Genomic DNA, 14,349 nt, shown 5'->3' on the forward strand with positions numbered 1-14,349 from the left:
AACCGCCTCACCCCGGGGCGGACGCGCAAGGGCGCCCACCGAGCAGGTGGGCGCCCTTGCGGAGGAACAGCCGGATCAGACCTGTCCGGCCTTCTCCAGGGCGGAACAGCACGTGTCGACGATCAGCCGCGTCACGATGTACGGGTCGACGTTGGCGTTCGGGCGGCGGTCCTCGATGTAACCCTTGCCGTCCTTCTCGACCTGCCACGGGATACGGACCGAGGCGCCACGGTCGGAGACACCGTAGGAGTACTCGTTCCACGGGGCCGTCTCGTGCAGGCCCGTGAGGCGGTCGTCGATGCCGGCGCCGTAGTTCTTGACGTGGTCGAGCGGCTTGGAGCCCTCGCCCAGCGACTCGCACGCGGTGATGATCGCGTCGTAACCCTCGCGCATCGCCTTCGTGGAGAAGTTGGTGTGCGCGCCCGCGCCGTTCCAGTCGCCCTTCACGGGCTTCGGGTCCAGCGTCGCGGAGACGTCGAAGTCCTCGGCGGTGCGGTAGAGCAGCCAACGGGCCACCCACAGGTGGTCGGAGACCTCCAGCGGGGAGACCGGACCGACCTGGAACTCCCACTGGCCGGGCATGACCTCGGCGTTGATGCCGGAGATGGCGAGACCGGCCTTGAGGCAGTTGTCCAGGTGGGCCTCGACGATGTCACGGCCGAAGATCTCGTCGGCGCCGACGCCGCAGTAGTAGCCGCCCTGCGGGGCCGGGAAGCCGCCGACGGGGAAGCCGAGCGGGCGCTCGCCGTCGAAGAAGGTGTACTCCTGCTCGATGCCGAAGATCGGCTCCTGGCTGCCGAACCTCTCCACGACCTCGCTGAGCGCGGCGCGGGTGTTGGACTCGTGCGGCGTCATGTCGATGTTGAGGACCTCGCACATGACGAGGATGTCGTCACCGCCGCGGATCGGGTCCGGGAAGGACGCGACCGGCTTGAGCACCCGGTCGGAGGCGTGACCCTCGGCCTGGTTCGTGGAGGAACCGTCGAAGCCCCAGATCGGCAGCTCCGCACCCTTCGCGTCGTCCGCCAGTATCTTCGTCTTCGAACGGAGCTTGGCCGTCGGCTCGGTGCCGTCGATCCAGATGTACTCAGCCTTGAAGGCCACGGGACACATCCTTCGGGGTGGGTCTCTACGCGCAATGCGGGTGCTGCGGCGCTGCGGCACTGGGGCGCCGCGAGGATGCCCGCAGCCTGCCAACAGGCGATTTCCCGGTCATTGCTCGAATGTGAACCCCGTGTTACCTGGTGCCTCTGTGCTGCGACTCACTCGCCGAGAGCGGCGGCGACCCGCTCGGGGGGAGCGGGCTTCGGGTGGCGGCCGGGGCCGCCACCCTGCTGCCGCGTGGCACGGAGCGCGTCCTCGGTGGGACGGGCTCCGTCAGCCCACCTTCTCGATGAGGGCCTTGCGGATCAGGAACTTCCCGGGTTCCCGCACCTGCTCGAACGCCGCGTTGTTCAGGAGGGCGCAGCTGCCGGAGACCGAAGTGACCTCCACGGTCGTGGACTTGTTGTTGTCCAGGTTCGTGACCCTGAGCTTCGTGCCGGCGGGGAACTGGTTGCTGGACGCGGCCGGTGCGCCCGCCTCGCCGGAGAGGGTGACCGTGGACCCGTTGCAGACCTGCTCACCGGCGGCGGCGTCGTCGCCCGCCCCGGCGGCCGGCGCGGACGCGCTCTGCGACGGCTGCTCGGCGGGTGCGGACTCGGCGGGGGCCTGCGCGCCCGCCTCCGCTCCGGCGCCCACGTTCGCGTCGGACTCGCCGACCGTGCAACCGGACGCCTCCTGCTGCACCTTGATCTGGGCGATGACCGCCTCGCGGTTGGCGATCCGCGCCTGGGACTGGGCGTCCGGGGCGGTGCGCTGCCCCTCGATGAACTTCTCGTTGTTGCCGAGCGCGGTGGCCAGCCCGTCGCAGACCACCGAGGACTGCGCGGCCGGCGCCGCGTTCGAGGTGGAGGCCAGGGCGAAGGCCCCGCCGCCGGCCACCGCTGCGGCGCTCACCAGCAGCGCGATCTTCTTCTTCGGGTCGAGAGTTCTCCTGCGCGACATGAACGGCTCCTGTCCCCGGCCGCCCCGGTCGGCGGCCGTCCGCCGTTATGTACGAGATACCGAACAAGGTTGCTCAGCGGTTAACACGAGTCACCGAAGTAACGTGGATCACATCAACCGCCCTGTCCTCGGCGCCGGTTGCCGCGGTCACCTGCCCAGGGCGTCCCGCACCGCCTCGTCCGTCCGGGCCACCACGGCGGTCCCGTCCTGCGCGGTGATGATCGGCCGCTGGATGAGCCGGGGGTGTCCGGCCAGGGCCTTGACCCACCGCTCCCGCGAACCGGCGTCCCGCGCCCACTCCTTCATTCCGAGTTCCTTCGCCTCGGCCTCCTGGGTCCGGGTGATGTCCCAGGGCTCCAGCCCGAGCCGCTCCAGGACCTCCCGGATCTCGGCCTCGTCGGGCACGTCCTCCAGGTACCGCCGAACCGTGTAGTCGGCCCCCTCCTCGTCCAGCAGTTTCATGGCGCCGCGGCACTTCGAACAGGCTGGGTTGATCCAGATCTCCATGCCGCACAAGGTACGCGAAACACCGTGCCACTCATCCGTCACGGCACCCTCAAAGCCCCTCTGGCCAGGGGCGATTGTCAGTGGGCGGCAGTAGAATAGAAGCAGTGTTCGAGGGTGCCGCCGGAGACGCCGGCCGGTGCCCTGACCGCGACAGGAGGATGCCTGTGCCCGCTGCCGCACTCAGTCCGCTGCCCACCCAGTCCACATCCAAGAGGGCGGTCCTGCTCGACCTGCCGTACGAGCCCGTCGAGAAGCGTCCGCTGCCCGCGGGACGCCCTCGCGAGTGGTACGTCATGCACAACCGCCGCCTCAAGGCGATGAGGCTCGCCATCGCCCTCCTCGACTCCGGCGTCTACATGCCCAACCAGGCGCGCAACGAGAAGATCCGCAGCACGGCCCAACTCGTGGGTGTGCACCCTCCGTCGGACACGACCTGCCACATGGTCCGGGCTCTGATGAGGTACACCCGCTGAACCCAGGCCCGTCGCGCCGCCCGCCTCCCGGGCGGCGCACCGGTTTGAGGGCATTGCGTGACGGTGCGTCCGCGGACCGGGCCGGTGTCGGTCCCCGCCGGAGGGGCATCACCCGGCATCCGGAGGGCTACGCTCGACGTACCGGCGGGCCGGCGCACACTCCCGGCGTCACGTCGGACATCTCAAGGTCACGCCCTCCACGTACAAGGAGACCCGTCATGGGTACCTTGATCATTTCAGCGGTCCTCGCTCTGGTCGTCCTGGGATTCGACAACCCGGTCTGGTGGCTCGCCGCGGGCGCCCTGCTCTACCTGCACACGCGATACGTCCGCACCGGTCGGCGATCCCCGGGCTCGTCGTCGCCCGGCGGCGCCACGAGGCCGTCGGGCGGTTCGGGACCGTCGGCACGCGGCGGCGACAACAGCTATCGCGCCTACCGGCAGCGCCGGGACCAGATGGCCAGGTGGGAGCGCCGCTACCGCCGCGAACGCCCCTGGATGACCCGTCAGAAGTGAGGCCGTCCCGGAAGAGCACGCCCGGGGGAGAGCGCGGCGTCCCATACCGGGCGGGGAACGACGGAGCCCCGCCGCCGCCCGAAGGCGGTGACGGGGCTCCGTGAAAAGCCGCGAGGCTCCACGCCCGACCGGCGCCGACAGGGCACCGGGCGGACGCCGTGTGGATCACACGTCGTAGTAGAGCTCGAACTCGTGCGGGTGCGGACGCAGCTGCAGCGGCGCGATCTCGTTCGTGCGCTTGTAGTCGATCCACGTCTCGATCAGGTCGGACGTGAAGACGTCGCCCGCGAGCAGGAACTCGTGGTCGGCCTCCAGGCGGTCGAGGACGGCCGGGAGGGACGTCGGGACCTGGGCGACACCCGCGTGCTCCTCGGGGGCCAGCTCGTAGAGGTCCTTGTCGATCGGCTCGGCCGGCTCGATCTTGTTCTTGATGCCGTCCAGGCCCGCGAGCAGCAGTGCCGAGAAGGCGAGGTACGGGTTGCCGGAGGAGTCGGGCGCGCGGAACTCGACGCGCTTGGCCTTCGGGTTCGAGCCCGTGATCGGGATACGCATGGCCGCGGAGCGGTTGCGCTGCGAGTAGACCAGGTTGACCGGGGCCTCGAAGCCGGGGACCAGGCGGTGGTACGAGTTCACCGTCGGGTTCGTGAAGGCCAGCAGCGACGGGGCGTGCTTGAGGATGCCGCCGATGTAGTAGCGGGCGGTGTCCGACAGGCCCGCGTAGCCCGCCTCGTCGTAGAACAGCGGGGAACCGCCGGTCCACAGCGACTGGTGGACGTGCATGCCCGAGCCGTTGTCACCGAAGATCGGCTTCGGCATGAAGGTCGCGGTCTTGCCGTTGCGCCAGGCGACGTTCTTCACGATGTACTTGAAGAGCTGGAGGTCGTCGGCCGCGGCGAGCAGCGTGTTGAACTTGTAGTTGATCTCGGCCTGGCCGGCGGTGCCGACCTCGTGGTGCTGGCGCTCGACCTGGAGGCCGGACTTGGCCAGCTCCAGGGAGATCTCGGCACGCAGGTCGGCGAAGTGGTCGACCGGCGGGGTCGGGAAGTACCCGCCCTTGTAGCGGACCTTGTAACCACGGTTGTCCTCGACGGCGCCGGTGTTCCAGGCACCCGCCTCGGAGTCGATGTGGTAGAAGGCCTCGTTCGACTTGGTGTCGAAGCGCACGCTGTCGAAGACGTAGAACTCGGCCTCGGGGCCGAAGTACGCGGTGTCGGCGATCCCGGTCGACGCGAGGTACGCCTCCGCCTTCTTCGCCACGTTGCGCGGGTCACGGGAGTACTGCTCGCCCGTGATCGGGTCGTGGATGAAGAAGTTGATGTTGACCGTCTTGTCGCGGCGGAAGGGGTCGACGCGCGCGGTGGACAGGTCGGCGCGGAGCGCCATGTCGGACTCGTGGATGGCCTGGAAGCCGCGGATGGAGGAGCCGTCGAAGGCCAGTTCCTCGGTCGGGTCGAAGGCCTCTGCAGGCAGTGTGAAGTGCTGCATCACACCCGGCAGGTCGCAGAAGCGGACGTCGACGAACTTGACGTCCTCGTCCTTGATGAACTTCTTGGCCTCGTCGGCGTTCTGGAACATCCAGCTCCTCCTACTCCCGCCCACTTCGGACCGGGGTGGTAGTTCGTTCGTGCGGCCAGTGCGGTGGCACACGCTGATCCCGACCTTAGGGACGGGTGGTTTCTCAAGCGTGACCCATTTGTTTCGCCCAAGTTAACCGGACCCGGCCCGTCGCACCCCACCTGTCCGCATGGCAAAACGGGCGCAGTACCTTGGACGGGTGGACAACAGGCAAGTAATCGGATCGTGGCTCTCCGGACCCCGCGCGGCCGCGGAGGAAGCCGGTGCCGACTTCGGATACCGCGGCGAGCAGCTGGGTCTGCCCGAGTCCGGCCCCGGATCGATCGCGCGCCCGGGACGGCGTCTGGGCGCCCTGGCCGTCGACTGGGGCCTGTGCCTCTTGATCGCATACGGCCTGATCACCGACAGCTACAACAGGGCGGCCCAGGTCTGGGCACCGATCATCCTGTTCACGCTGATCGTCCTCACTCTCGGCACGATCGGCTGCACACCGGGCAAGCGGCTCTTCGGCCTGCGGGTGGTCACCCTGGCCACCGGTCGTGTCCATCCGCTGCGCGCCCTGCTGCGCACGATCCTGCTGTTCCTCGCCCTCCCGGCCCTGATCTGGGACCGCGACGGGCGCGGGCTGCACGACCGTATGGCCGGCACGGTCGAGATCAGGGTCTGACCGCCATTCGGGTCAGCTCACCCGCAGCTCGCACGAGCGCACCGCGACAGGTCTTCGAGAGCCGTGATGCGTGGGGCCCCGGAACCGATCGGTTCCGGGGCCCCTCGCATCACGCCGTACGCACCTCGCCGTATACGTGCCCGGCCCGACGGAAACGGGGCTCTCCGCGACCGTCGGTGGTCGCGGAGAGCCCCGTATCACTGGAGCCGGTGGCAGTGCGGGTGTGGCCGCTAGCGCATCTTGCCGCCGCGCGGCATCCGCATGCCCTTGGGCATCGGGCCCTTGGGGAGCGGCATGTTGCTCATCAGGTCGCCGAGAGCGCGCAGCCGGTCGTTGGTCGCGGTCACCTGCGGGCCGGTCAGGACCCGCGGGAGCTTCATCATCGTCGTGCGGAGCTTCTTCAGCTCGACCTGGCCCTCACCCGTGCCGACGAGGATGTCGTGCACCGGCACGTCCGCGACGATGCGGGCCATCTTCTTCTTCTCGGCGGCCAGCAGGCTCTTCACCCGGTTCGGGTTGCCCTCGGCCACCAGCACGATGCCGGCCTTGCCGACGGCCCGGTGGACCACGTCCTGGCTGCGGTTCATCGCCACGGCCGGAGTCGTCGTCCAGCCGCGCCCGACATTGTCGAGCACCGCCGCCGCCGCGCCCGGCTGGCCCTCCATCTGCCCGAAGGCCGCACGCTCGGCGCGGCGTCCGAAGACGATCGCCGTCGCGAGGAAAGCCAGCAGCAGGCCGAGAATTCCGAGATAGATCGGGTACCCGATCAAAAAACCGATCGCGAGGAAGACACCGAGGGTGACGATTCCGACAGCCGCGAGTACAAGACCGATCTTGGAATCGGCCTTGCGGGTCATCTTGTAAGTCAGGGCGATCTGCTTGAGCCGCCCGGGGTTCGCAGCGTCCGCTGCGGGTTCCTTCCTCGCCATGCCGTGAAGTCTACGTGGCGCCACAAGCGCCGACGACGCCGGTGCCGGGTCGGCCCGCGTCACGCGGCTCCGTGTCGGGTCCCCGACGCGCCCCGCGCTCAGGGGCGGACGACGAAGGACTGCTCCAGGACGCGCTGCGCCTCGCCCCGGTCCTTGGCGCGGCGGCGGTCCTCCAGGACGGAGGTCCAGGCGTTGCGGCGGGCCGTGCGCTGGCCGCTGCTGAGGAGCAGGGATTCGACGGCACGGAGTGCATCGGTGAACGACGGAATCGCGGTGGCGCGTACGGGCGCTGCCTGCATGATGGAGGTCCCCCCTCGGGACGATGGCTCTGGCTCGGGCTCTACGGGGTGTAAGACCAGGGTCACTGAATGGTGTTACCAGGGCGTGACCGGCCGGTCAAACGCCAATGAAGCCTTGCTGTGCATGCCTGAAACGCCGACGCGGCCCTGACAGGGCCCCCATCTGCGGGGACGGTCGGGACCGCGTCCTATTGGCCATTACTCGCGAGTAGTGACTTGTGCGCTGATTCACACATTCGTCTGGCACTGCGTGCCATCCGGTGGGGCGCCGGGTGCGGCTCAGAGAGCCTGCGAGGCGACGTACGATCCGCGCTTCTCGATCGCCATCTGGTAGAGACGGCCGGCCCGGTACGAGGAGCGGACCAGCGGGCCCGACATGACACCGGAGAAGCCGATCTGGTCGGCCTCGTCCTTCAGCTCCACGAACTCGTGCGGTTTCACCCAGCGCTCCACGGGGTGGTGGCGCACGGAGGGCCGCAGGTACTGCGTGATGGTGACGAGCTCGCAGCCCGCCTCGTGCAGCTGGCGCAGGGCCTCGCTGACCTCTTCGCGGGTCTCGCCCATGCCGAGGATCAGGTTCGACTTCGTGACCAGACCGTAGTCGCGGGCCTCCGTGATGACCTTCAGCGAGCGCTCGTAGCGGAAGCCGGGGCGGATGCGCTTGAAGATGCGGGGGACCGTCTCCACGTTGTGTGCGAAGACCTCCGGGCGGGAGGAGAAGACCTCGGCGAGCTGGGCCGGCTCGGCGTTGAAGTCCGGGGCGAGGAGCTCGACCTTGGTCCGGCCCTCGGCGCGGTCCGTGGTCTGCTGGTGGATCTGGCGGACCGTCTCCGCGTAGAGCCAGGCGCCGCCGTCGTCGAGGTCGTCACGGGCGACGCCGGTGATGGTCGCGTAGTTGAGGTCCATGGTGACCACGGACTCGCCCACGCGGCGGGGCTCGTCGCGGTCCAGCGCCTCGGGCTTGCCCGTGTCGATCTGGCAGAAGTCGCAGCGCCTCGTGCACTGGTCGCCACCGATGAGGAACGTGGCCTCGCGGTCCTCCCAGCACTCGTAGATGTTGGGGCAGCCCGCCTCCTGGCAGACCGTGTGCAGGCCCTCGCTCTTCACGAGGTTCTGCATCTTCGTGTACTCGGGACCCATTTTCGCCCGGGTCTTGATCCACTCGGGCTTGCGCTCGATGGGGGTCTGGGCGTTCCGGACCTCCAGGCGCAGCATCTTGCGTCCGTCGGGTGCGACTGCGGACACATCGGCTCCCTGTAGCTTCGATTCTTCGGCGTACACCAGGGTACGCCCGTGCGGTTCTCGGCCCCCGGGGTGGGCAACCTTCGGGAACGGGGGTGCATTCCCAGGCGGGGCAGGCAGGGGCGGCGCGGCGGGGAAACGGTCCCTACACGGCCACGGCCCGCGGCCGGAGCTCCGCGTTGCCGAGGACGTCCGCCAGGTGCCGCTCGGCGACGGGCAGCACCTCCGCGATGGTCAGGTCACGTCCCAGCTCGTGCGCGAGCGACGTGACCCCCGCATCACGGATCCCACAGGGAATGATCTTGTCGAAGCTCGCCACGTCAGGGTTCACGTTGAGAGCGAAGCCGTGCATCGTGACCCCCTTGGCGACCCGGATCCCCACGGCGCAGATCTTGCGGTCCTCGCGCCGCTGACCGGCGTTGGAGGGTGCGTACTCGGGCCCGTCCAGCCGCGGGTCGAACTCCTCGTCGGCCAGCCGGGGGTCGAAGTCGAGGGAGAGCCCGCCGAGGGACGGCCGCTCGGCCACGGGGTCACCGAGGACCCAGACACCGGCCCGCCCCTCCACCCGGCTGGTCTCGACGCCGAACTCCGCGCACACACGGATCATCGCGTCCTCCAGGCGCCGGAGATGGGCGACGACGTCCACAGGGCGCGGAAGCTTCTGGATCGGGTAGCCGACCAGCTGGCCCGGACCGTGCCAGGTGATCTTCCCGCCCCTGTCCACGTCGACGACGGGCGTGCCGTCGAGGGGCCGCTCGCTGTCCGCCGTGCGCCGGCCGGCCGTGTAGACCGGCTGGTGCTCCAGGAGCAGGCACGTGTCGGGAACCTCGTCCTGGAAGCGGGCCGCGTGGACACGTCGCTGCTCGTCCCAGGCCTCCTGGTACTCGACGGCGTCCGCACCGAAACCCATGCGGACGAACCGCAGCTCACTCACGGCAAGCGCCTCCCTGCAAGAGTCGTAAGGCTCATAACGGCCCCACGCCACTGTACGTCCGACCCGTGTGCGTCAGCCCTGGGGGCAATCCTCACACGATCGGATGAATGCGTGTCGAAGTGTGCGATCGGGTGCTCACGGACCGCTACATTCGCGCCGTTCACGAGGCTAATAAGGGCTGCTCACAGCATGGCGGCCGACCTCACCCGGGCCTGTCCGTGCAGGCCCCCAGCCCGGAAGGCAGGAGTTCGCACCGCAGATGACGGAACGACCCGCGCAGCGCACCCCCAACCGTCAGCTCGCCGCACTTATCGCAGAAGCGGGGTTCTCCAACGCGGGGCTCGCCCGTCGAGTGGACCAGCTCGGCCTCGAACACGGTCTCGATCTGAGATACGACAAGACATCAGTGACCCGGTGGCTGCGCGGGCAGCAGCCCCGGGGCACCACACCGGCGCTCATCGCCGAGGTGTTCACCCGCCGCCTCGGCCGCCGGCTCAGCGCGCAGGACCTCGGGCTCGACGCCTGCGCGCCGGTCTACGCGGGACTCGAGTTCGCCGCCACGCCCGAGGAGGCCGTCGACATCGTCGGCGGGCTGTGGCGCAAGGACTCGGGCAGCCACGCGGAACTGCGCAAGATCGCGTTCACCCCGGCGGGACTCGTCGTCCCCAGCCGCGACTGGCTGATCGGCCGGGCCGACGACCGGGTGAGCCGCGGCGACCCCGCTGCGGCGCGCATCCCCGTACAGGGCCGCCCGGCCGCCCCGAAGTTCCCGCCCGCGCTCGAAGGGGCGGGGCCCGCCTCCCGGCAGCGCACCACCGCCGAGCGCGGGCCGGGGCAGCGGGTGACCGCGGGCGACATCGCGGCGCTGCGATCGGTCGGCGAACTCTTCCGCGCGCTCGACAACACCTACGGGGGAGGGCACGCCCGGCAGGCCCTCGTGCGGTACCTGGAGCACGAGCTGGAGCCGATGCTGCGCGGCACGTACGGCGAGCAGGCGGGTCGTCGCCTGTTCGCGGCGGCGTCCGACCTGACCCGGCTGGCGGGCTGGACCTCGTACGACATCGCCGCGCACGGACTGGCACAGCGGTACTTCGTGCAGGCGCTGCGGCTGTCGCAGGCGGCGGGGGACCGGGCGTACGGCTCGTACGTGCTCGTGACGATGAGCCGGCAGGCCGTCTATCTCGGGCACGGCCGGGAGGCGGTCCAGCTGGCCCGCGTCGCCCAGCAGGGCGTGGGCTCCTCCGCGCCGCCCGTCGTCCAGGCGCTGCTGTACGCGGTCGAGGCGCGCGGGCACGGCGTGCTCGGCGAGGTGCGGGCGGCCACGGCCTCGCTGGTGCGGGCCGAGCGGGCGCTGGAGACGGCCCGGCCCGGGGACGAAGTCCCGTACTGGGCGCGGTTCTTCGACGAGGCGCAGCTCGCGGACGAGTTCGGGCACTGCCACCGGGACCTCCAGCAGTACCGGGCGGCCGCGCAGCACGCCGAGCGCTCCCTGCAGCTGCGCGCTCCGGGGTACGCGCGCAGCCGTCTCTTCTGCCGCGTGGTCCTGGCCTCGGCCAGGCTCGGTCTCGGCGAGCTCGACCAGGCCTGCCAGCTGGGCGCGGAGGCGGCGGCGCAGGCATCGGAGATGCGGTCGGTGCGGGCGCTGGAGTACGTACGTGACTTCGAGCGGCGGCTCGAACCGTACAAGGACGCGGTGCCGGTGCGGGGGTATCGCGACAAGGTCGCCTCTCTCGGCTGAGGGCCGCCGGAGGTCCGGCGCGGGGAGGGCGGTGTCGCGGCTGCGGGCTGTGTGTGGCTGGGCGCCGTTCCCCGCGCCTCTTGCGGGGCGCAGTGGAGGAGGGGGTGGAGGTCCTGCCCCGCGACGGGACCTCCACCCCCGGTTCCGGCGACGGCGGTTCGGTTCTGCTACGCGGCTGCGGCGGAGGAGGCCGGTAACGGTGTCGCCTCTGATGCCGAGTCGACGCCGAGATCGGCCAGGAGGGCCGCCGCGGCCCGGTGACCCGAGTGCAGGGCTCCCTGGACCGTGCTGGTGTCGCGGTGGTCGCCGCAGACGTACAGGCCCGCCAGCAGGCGCACCGGGCGCAGCAGGTCGTGCGGCGGCAGCATCGCGGGCACCGCGTCGGGCGTGTGGTGGACCGCGAGCAGCTCCCACCGGTGTGTGGCGGTGCCGTAGAGCGCGGCCAGGTGCGCCCGCACCGTCCGGTCCAGATCGGCGGGCGGCGGCCCCAGGATCGTGGACGAGACCAGGGCGCGGCCCACGGGGGCGCGGGACGGGTCGACCTGGCTGACGACCGCTGTATGGGCCACCGGGCCCCGGCGGTCGGCGTCCAGGAGCAGCGCCGCGTCCGTCAGGGGCGGCTCGTCCGCCGTGTGGTGCACCACCGTCACCGGATGCAGCGGCGGCACCCGCAGGCCGGGCAGCAGCTCTGCGGCGTCGCGGGCCCCGGTCGCCACCAGGACGGCCCGGCACCGCAGTTCACCGTGCTCGGCCGTCGTCACGGAGGTCGTCGAGACGGAGGTGACCCGCACGCCGGTGCGGACCGTCCCGGGCGGCAGGGCCCCCGCGAGCAGCTCCGGCAGCATGTCGGCGCCGCCCTCCGGGATGCACAGCCGGCCCGAGGCGAAGGCCCGGAGGGCGAGGTCGCCACACCGGCTGGACGACGTCAGATCCGGATCGCAGAGCAGCGCGGCGAGGAGCGGGCGCAGAAACCCCTCGACCGTCCGGGCGGGCATGCCGCGGGCTGCAAGCGCCTGTCCCGCGGGCCGCTCGGGCCGGGCCAGCAGCCGCCCCACGGGGACCGTCGCGATCCGGCCGAGGGCCGCGGCCAGCCGGGCCTGGTCGAGTGAGCCCCCGAGCGGGGGGAAGGCCCGCGACACGGGCGGAGCGATGGCCGCGGATATCTGCCGAACCCTTCGCGGGGGGCTCACGAAGGCGCGTGCCGCATCGAGTGCGCCCCTTGCGCCCCCGGCGCTCGCGGGCTCACCCGCACGGTGCACACGCCCCTCGGCGTGGACGAGGACACCGGGGGCGAACGGGCGCAGGACGAGGGCGTCGAGGCCCGGGGTCAGCCGCAGCTCCGGGTACGACGTCGAGAGGAACCGGCCGATGCGGTCGAGACGGAAACCGTCCACCTTCTCGGTCGTCATACGGCCGCCCACGCAGGGGGCGCCTTCCAGGACCACGGTCGTCACACCTGCGCTGTTCAGCCGATGGGCGGCGGAGAGTCCCGCGACCCCGGCCCCCACGATGACGACGTCCGCCTGATTAGCGGGCTCAATCACGTGCCCCTCCTCGAGGTCGCGCGGCTGCTGGGGGCGTCATGCCCCCAACGGGCTTCCGGAATACCCGAGTTCGGGTCGAGGTTAGGGCCGCTGCCGGTCGGGCGAAGTCGCGCACGGACAGGGCACGGTCGCACGCCGGTCGCATCTGGTCGGCGCCCCGGACCGCCGACTATGCCCGGGCCAACTGCCCACCCCGGCAAGGGGAGTGGGGCCGTCGGCCCGGACGGCCCCGCCGGCGGGGCCGCCCGGCCTCCCCGGGCTCTCGGCCGCGTCCGGGCCGAGGGGTCCCGGCCCGCGGCTTTTCGGCCGCGGCGCCGGACGTCCGCCCGGCCGCCGGGGCCGGCGGCAGCCCCTACGCCCGGGCCGCCCGGACGGCGTCCTCGATGCCGGGGAACGCGAAGGTGAAGCCCGACTCCAACAGCCGCGTGGGCAGTACGCGTTGGCTGCCCAGCACCTCCTGGGCCATCTCGCCGAGCGCGGCCCTCAGGACGGGCTCGGGCACCGCGAAGAGCATGGGACGGCGCAGGACACGACCCATGGCGGCGGTGATCTCGCGGTTGGTGAGGGGCTCCGGGGCCGTCAGGTTGAAGGGCCCGGACAGCGACTCGGAGTCGAGCAGGAACCGCACGGCGGCCACGTGGTCGTGCAGCGCGATGTAGCTCCAGTACTGCCGCCCGTCGCCCATCCTCCCGCCGAGCCCCGCCTTGAACAGCGGGAAGAGGCGGCCCCAGGCACCGCCCTTCGCCGCCACCACCAGCCCGGTGCGCGCGAGGACGGTCCGTACGCCCGCCTCCTGCGCCGGAGCCGCCGCCTCCTCCCACTCCACGCACACCGAGGGCAGGAACCCGTCCCCGGGGGGCGTGCTCTCGTCCACGGCCCGCTCGCCGGTGTCTCCGTAGATGCCCATCGCGCTGCCGTTGAGGAAGACCCGCGGCGGCTCGTCGAGGGCGGCCACGGCCTTGGCGAGCGTGGCGGTGCCGAGCACCCGGCTGTCGCGGATCGTCCGCTTGTACGCGTCGGTCCAGCGGCGGTCGCCGATCCCGGCGCCCGCGAGGTTCACCACGGCGTCGCAGCCGGTGAGTCCCGCCGTGTCCACGTACTGCCGTCCGGGATCCCACTCCACCTCGTCGTCCGCCCGGGGCCTGCGGCGCACCAGCCGCACCACCTCGTGCCCGTCCGCGGTCAGTGAGCGCACCAGGGCCGTACCGATGAGGCCGGACGCACCGGCCACGGCGATTCGCGAAGCATCCATGCCCCCATACTCCGCCTGCCTCGCCGGGAGCATCGCGCCGAGGGTGCCCGGACACGAGGGCGACTCCCGCCGCGCCGCCCTACAGTGATCTGCATGCCCGAGCCGTACATACGCGTCGCAGTGCCCGACGACGAAGAGGTGCTGGCCCTTCTCGACCGCGCGACCTGGTCCTATCTGCACGCGGTCAGACCCCGCGACCAGCCGCCGTACGAGCCGTTCTTCAACGAGCGCTTCGGGCCCCACGACCACCTGGTCGCTGAGGTGGGCGGGCGTGTCGTCGGCTACGTACGGCTCGGTTACCCCACTCCGCTCGCGTCCAACGCGCACGTACGGCAGATCCAGGGACTCGCCGTCGCCGCCGAGGTGCGCGGCCAAGGCGTCGGCCGGGCGCTGGTGCGCGCCGTCGTCGCTCAGGCCCGCCGCCAGGGCGCGCTCCGGATCACCCTGCGCGTCCTCGGCCACAACACACCCGCCCGCAAGCTCTACGAGTCGGAGGGCTTCGTGGTGGAGGGGATCCAGCCGGGCGAGTTCCATCTCGACGGGGAGTACGTGGACGACGTGCTCATGGGCCGCAGCCTCTGACTGCCGCTGCCGCTGCCGCTGCCACCGCCGCTCCTGCGTCCGGAGC

General features: G+C 71.2%; 15 protein-coding genes. 5 read left to right on the top strand and 10 right to left on the bottom strand.

The window, feature by feature from the left end; all coding sequences use genetic code 11:
* Positions 1-75: 75 nt before the first annotated feature.
* From glnII to O1Q96_RS10130, 3 genes are all read right to left on the bottom strand, one after another.
* Positions 76-1,104, bottom strand: a complete 1,029-nt coding sequence (glnII, locus tag O1Q96_RS10120; protein ID WP_269247847.1) for a glutamine synthetase — start codon at positions 1,102-1,104, stop codon at positions 76-78.
* Between the two features lie 273 nt (positions 1,105-1,377).
* The gene (locus tag O1Q96_RS10125; protein WP_269247848.1) at positions 1,378-2,046 is read right to left on the bottom strand and encodes an RlpA-like double-psi beta-barrel domain-containing protein; all 669 of its coding nucleotides are present in this window, start codon (positions 2,044-2,046) and stop codon (positions 1,378-1,380) included.
* Positions 2,047-2,193: 147 nt separating this feature from the next.
* Positions 2,194-2,553 (bottom strand): arsenate reductase family protein, encoded by a 360-nt coding sequence (locus O1Q96_RS10130; protein ID WP_269247849.1) that lies wholly within the window; start codon positions 2,551-2,553, stop codon positions 2,194-2,196.
* Between the two features lie 164 nt (positions 2,554-2,717).
* On the opposite strand from O1Q96_RS10130, the gene O1Q96_RS10135 reads away from it, so the two are divergent.
* Both O1Q96_RS10135 and O1Q96_RS10140 read left to right on the top strand, forming a co-directional pair.
* Complete coding sequence (locus O1Q96_RS10135) at positions 2,718-3,026, top strand: hypothetical protein (protein WP_269247850.1); 309 nt, start codon at positions 2,718-2,720, stop codon at positions 3,024-3,026.
* A gap of 218 nt (positions 3,027-3,244) precedes the next feature.
* Positions 3,245-3,541 (top strand): hypothetical protein, encoded by a 297-nt coding sequence (locus O1Q96_RS10140; protein ID WP_269247851.1) that lies wholly within the window; start codon positions 3,245-3,247, stop codon positions 3,539-3,541.
* Between the two features lie 165 nt (positions 3,542-3,706).
* Here O1Q96_RS10140 and glnA read toward each other — a convergent pair whose 3' ends face one another.
* The gene (gene glnA, locus O1Q96_RS10145) at positions 3,707-5,116 is read right to left on the bottom strand and encodes a type I glutamate--ammonia ligase (protein WP_217458415.1); all 1,410 of its coding nucleotides are present in this window, start codon (positions 5,114-5,116) and stop codon (positions 3,707-3,709) included.
* A gap of 199 nt (positions 5,117-5,315) precedes the next feature.
* Here glnA and O1Q96_RS10150 point away from each other — a divergent pair, with 199 nt between their 5' ends.
* Positions 5,316-5,783 carry an RDD family protein gene (locus tag O1Q96_RS10150; RefSeq protein ID WP_269247852.1) on the top strand — a complete coding sequence of 156 codons (468 nt, stop codon included), beginning with the start codon at positions 5,316-5,318 and terminating at the stop codon, positions 5,781-5,783.
* Between the two features lie 230 nt (positions 5,784-6,013).
* Here the strand turns inward: O1Q96_RS10150 and O1Q96_RS10155 are convergent, their stop codons facing one another.
* The 4 genes from O1Q96_RS10155 to lipB all read right to left on the bottom strand — a co-directional run bounded on the left by O1Q96_RS10155 (position 6,014) and on the right by lipB (position 9,187).
* On the bottom strand, positions 6,014-6,712 hold the full coding sequence (locus O1Q96_RS10155; RefSeq protein ID WP_217458417.1) for a DUF4191 domain-containing protein: 699 nt from the start codon (positions 6,710-6,712) through the stop codon (positions 6,014-6,016).
* Between the two features lie 98 nt (positions 6,713-6,810).
* Positions 6,811-7,011, bottom strand: coding sequence for an SCO2195 family GlnR-regulated protein (locus O1Q96_RS10160; protein WP_217458418.1), 201 nt, complete (start codon positions 7,009-7,011; stop codon positions 6,811-6,813).
* Between the two features lie 279 nt (positions 7,012-7,290).
* Positions 7,291-8,256, bottom strand: a complete 966-nt coding sequence (lipA, locus tag O1Q96_RS10165; RefSeq protein ID WP_269247853.1) for a lipoyl synthase — start codon at positions 8,254-8,256, stop codon at positions 7,291-7,293.
* Between the two features lie 142 nt (positions 8,257-8,398).
* The gene (gene lipB, locus O1Q96_RS10170) at positions 8,399-9,187 is read right to left on the bottom strand and encodes a lipoyl(octanoyl) transferase LipB (protein WP_269247854.1); all 789 of its coding nucleotides are present in this window, start codon (positions 9,185-9,187) and stop codon (positions 8,399-8,401) included.
* 259 nt (positions 9,188-9,446) lie between these two features.
* Between lipB and O1Q96_RS10175 the strand changes: the two genes are divergently transcribed.
* Positions 9,447-10,925, top strand: a complete 1,479-nt coding sequence (locus tag O1Q96_RS10175) for an NsdA family TPR-like regulatory protein (RefSeq protein ID WP_269247855.1) — start codon at positions 9,447-9,449, stop codon at positions 10,923-10,925.
* Between the two features lie 167 nt (positions 10,926-11,092).
* Here O1Q96_RS10175 and O1Q96_RS10180 read toward each other — a convergent pair whose 3' ends face one another.
* Together O1Q96_RS10180 and O1Q96_RS10185 are read right to left on the bottom strand one after the other, a co-directional pair.
* On the bottom strand, positions 11,093-12,469 hold the full coding sequence (locus O1Q96_RS10180) for an NAD(P)/FAD-dependent oxidoreductase (RefSeq protein WP_269247856.1): 1,377 nt from the start codon (positions 12,467-12,469) through the stop codon (positions 11,093-11,095).
* Between the two features lie 352 nt (positions 12,470-12,821).
* A complete protein-coding gene (locus tag O1Q96_RS10185) occupies positions 12,822-13,721 on the bottom strand; it encodes a TIGR01777 family oxidoreductase (RefSeq protein ID WP_269247857.1) in 900 nt (299 codons plus the stop codon).
* A 93-nt stretch (positions 13,722-13,814) separates the two neighbouring features.
* Between O1Q96_RS10185 and O1Q96_RS10190 the strand changes: the two genes are divergently transcribed.
* The gene (locus tag O1Q96_RS10190) at positions 13,815-14,303 is read left to right on the top strand and encodes a GNAT family N-acetyltransferase (RefSeq protein ID WP_269247858.1); all 489 of its coding nucleotides are present in this window, start codon (positions 13,815-13,817) and stop codon (positions 14,301-14,303) included.
* Positions 14,304-14,349 lie beyond the last annotated feature (46 nt).

It is taken from the genome of Streptomyces aurantiacus (assembly GCF_027107535.1).
Taxonomy (GTDB): Bacteria; Actinomycetota; Actinomycetes; order Streptomycetales; family Streptomycetaceae; genus Streptomyces.

What these genes read in the sequence shown, in the direction of transcription:
- O1Q96_RS10140 (WP_269247851.1), top strand. Translation starts at nt 3,245, where the DNA reads ATGGGTACCTTGATCATTTCAGCGGTCCTCGCTCTGGTCGTCCTGGGA.
- O1Q96_RS10125 (WP_269247848.1), bottom strand. Translation starts at nt 2,046, where the DNA reads ATGTCGCGCAGGAGAACTCTCGACCCGAAGAAGAAGATCGCGCTGCTG.
- glnA (WP_217458415.1), bottom strand. Translation starts at nt 5,116, where the DNA reads ATGTTCCAGAACGCCGACGAGGCCAAGAAGTTCATCAAGGACGAGGAC.
- O1Q96_RS10175 (WP_269247855.1), top strand. Translation starts at nt 9,447, where the DNA reads ATGACGGAACGACCCGCGCAGCGCACCCCCAACCGTCAGCTCGCCGCA.
- O1Q96_RS10190 (WP_269247858.1), top strand. Translation starts at nt 13,815, where the DNA reads ATGCCCGAGCCGTACATACGCGTCGCAGTGCCCGACGACGAAGAGGTG.
- O1Q96_RS10185 (WP_269247857.1), bottom strand. Translation starts at nt 13,721, where the DNA reads ATGGATGCTTCGCGAATCGCCGTGGCCGGTGCGTCCGGCCTCATCGGT.
- O1Q96_RS10130 (WP_269247849.1), bottom strand. Translation starts at nt 2,553, where the DNA reads ATGGAGATCTGGATCAACCCAGCCTGTTCGAAGTGCCGCGGCGCCATG.
- O1Q96_RS10155 (WP_217458417.1), bottom strand. Translation starts at nt 6,712, where the DNA reads ATGGCGAGGAAGGAACCCGCAGCGGACGCTGCGAACCCCGGGCGGCTC.
- O1Q96_RS10160 (WP_217458418.1), bottom strand. Translation starts at nt 7,011, where the DNA reads ATGCAGGCAGCGCCCGTACGCGCCACCGCGATTCCGTCGTTCACCGAT.